We start from the raw sequence: 496 nt of genomic DNA on the forward strand, positions 1-496 counted from the left end.
GCCTTCCAAGCTGAAAAGGTGGGTTCGACTCCCACTACCCGCTCCATAAACATCTAAATAGTAGATGTTAAACAATTACAAATTTATAAGCGTCTTTAGCTCAGCTGGATAGAGCAACGCCCTTCTAAGGCGTGGGCCAGGGGTTCGAATCCCTTAAGACGCACCATTTTAAATGGATATCGGGGTGTAGCGCAGATGGGAGCGCGCGTGGTTTGGGACCATGAGGTCGCAGGTTCGATCCCTGTCACCCCGACCAATTTAAATATGCGGGTATCGTATATCGGTAATACTCCAGCCTTCCAAGCTGAAAAGGTGGGTTCGACTCCCACTACCCGCTCCATAAACATCTTAAATATTAGATGTTATAGTACATAGTTTTTAATATGCGTCTTTAGCTCAGCTGGATAGAGCAACGCCCTTCTAAGGCGTGGGCCAGGGGTTCGAATCCCTTAAGACGCACCATTATGCGCCATTAGCTCAGTTGGTAGAGCACCTG

At 48.0% G+C, this 496-nt stretch carries 4 tRNA genes; all 4 read left to right on the forward strand.

Annotated elements, in window-relative coordinates:
- The first annotated feature begins 89 nt into the window (after positions 1-89).
- The 4 genes from OCU55_RS23725 (at position 90) to OCU55_RS23740 (ending at position 462) form a co-directional block, all read left to right on the forward strand.
- Positions 90-166: transfer RNA gene (locus OCU55_RS23725), tRNA-Arg, on the forward strand.
- Between the two features lie 14 nt (positions 167-180).
- Positions 181-256: transfer RNA gene (locus OCU55_RS23730), tRNA-Pro, on the forward strand.
- 10 nt (positions 257-266) lie between these two features.
- Positions 267-340: transfer RNA gene (locus OCU55_RS23735), tRNA-Gly, on the forward strand.
- 45 nt (positions 341-385) lie between these two features.
- A tRNA-Arg gene (locus tag OCU55_RS23740) sits at positions 386-462 on the forward strand.
- Positions 463-496 lie beyond the last annotated feature (34 nt).

The organism is Clostridium folliculivorans, assembly GCF_024341905.1.
Lineage (GTDB): Bacteria > Bacillota > Clostridia > Clostridiales > Clostridiaceae > Clostridium_AR > Clostridium_AR folliculivorans.